Annotated in this window: 1 protein-coding gene; it reads right to left on the reverse strand. The window is 59.5% G+C overall.

Annotated elements, in window-relative coordinates:
- Window positions 1-25: 25 nt before the first annotated feature.
- Window positions 26-1,035: hypothetical protein (locus F1735_RS33775; protein WP_222853175.1), on the reverse strand; the 1,010-nt coding region annotated here is incomplete at its 5' end.

Genomic DNA, 1,035 nt, shown 5'->3' on the forward strand with positions numbered 1-1,035 from the left:
CGGCATGCTTCCCGTTACACGGTAATCAGGGGCGGTGGAGGTGCTCGCGCAGGAACCTGGCGTGCGAATACGGTTCGCGCTTGCGATAGTGGTCAGGCAGATCGAACATTGCCCAGTAGTAGTCTTCCCTGCCCCGCGTGACCTGTGGTCGCTTGCAGTATTTCAGCGGGTCGCCTGGCAGATCGGAGGACCAGCATCCGTCGCCAGTATGAAAAAACGGCACCACGCGGCGCTCACGCAGCGCGGCCGACAGCTCCGCAGGCGCACCCTCCTCTGCAGCGATATCGGCATGCCATTCAAGACTTTTGGCGTTCATCATCGGGACGAGCGTGGGCGCTCCTTCGGCGTCAAAGAACAGAAAGCCGTGGGGATTAGTAAAAAGATAGTATTCAACAAACCCGTAGCGATCGCACAGGCCCTGAACCATGGCGGCCGCAGCCGGGTCGCGGAGAAATCCAAACTTGCCGGCATCCAGCTGGCCGGCCTGGCTGCGTGACTGATCCAGGAAATAGGTATTCTGCAGAGCGTCGATCGCCGCCTCCAGCTGGTCGAGGGCGTCGGGCCCCTGCTTCCGGATAAACCGATGAATGAGGCCACGATTAAAGGCCGCCACGGCAAAGCTCGCGTCGGCGCGAGCAGTGAACATGATTTTCTTGCAGGGCAGATCGGCGGCCGCCTCGCAAAACTCCAGCCCATCCATGTCCGGCATCGCGTAATCGATCACCACGACAGTGGGCAGCGAAAAACGCTGGGGATCGCCGACAAAGTGATAGATCCGCTCCAGGTCGCTTTCGGCGGTCGTGCCCCCTTCACCGCACTCATCTTCAAAGCCCAACAGTTGGGGTCCACTTGGGTCCACCCTGCTGAAAATGTCCGACACCCAGTCGAGTGCCGCGCGAGCCCGGTTAAAGGTGGTCTTTGCCAGGCTTTGTTCGAGGTGGAAATCCAGTACGGCCAGTGAAGAACGATCATCATCAATCACAACCGTCATTGTCGGGTGACGGTAAAGCGGCAACTGGACTGGCATGCATGTCT

Source organism: Massilia genomosp. 1 (assembly GCF_011682185.1).
Lineage (GTDB): Bacteria > Pseudomonadota > Gammaproteobacteria > Burkholderiales > Burkholderiaceae_D > Telluria_A > Telluria_A rubra.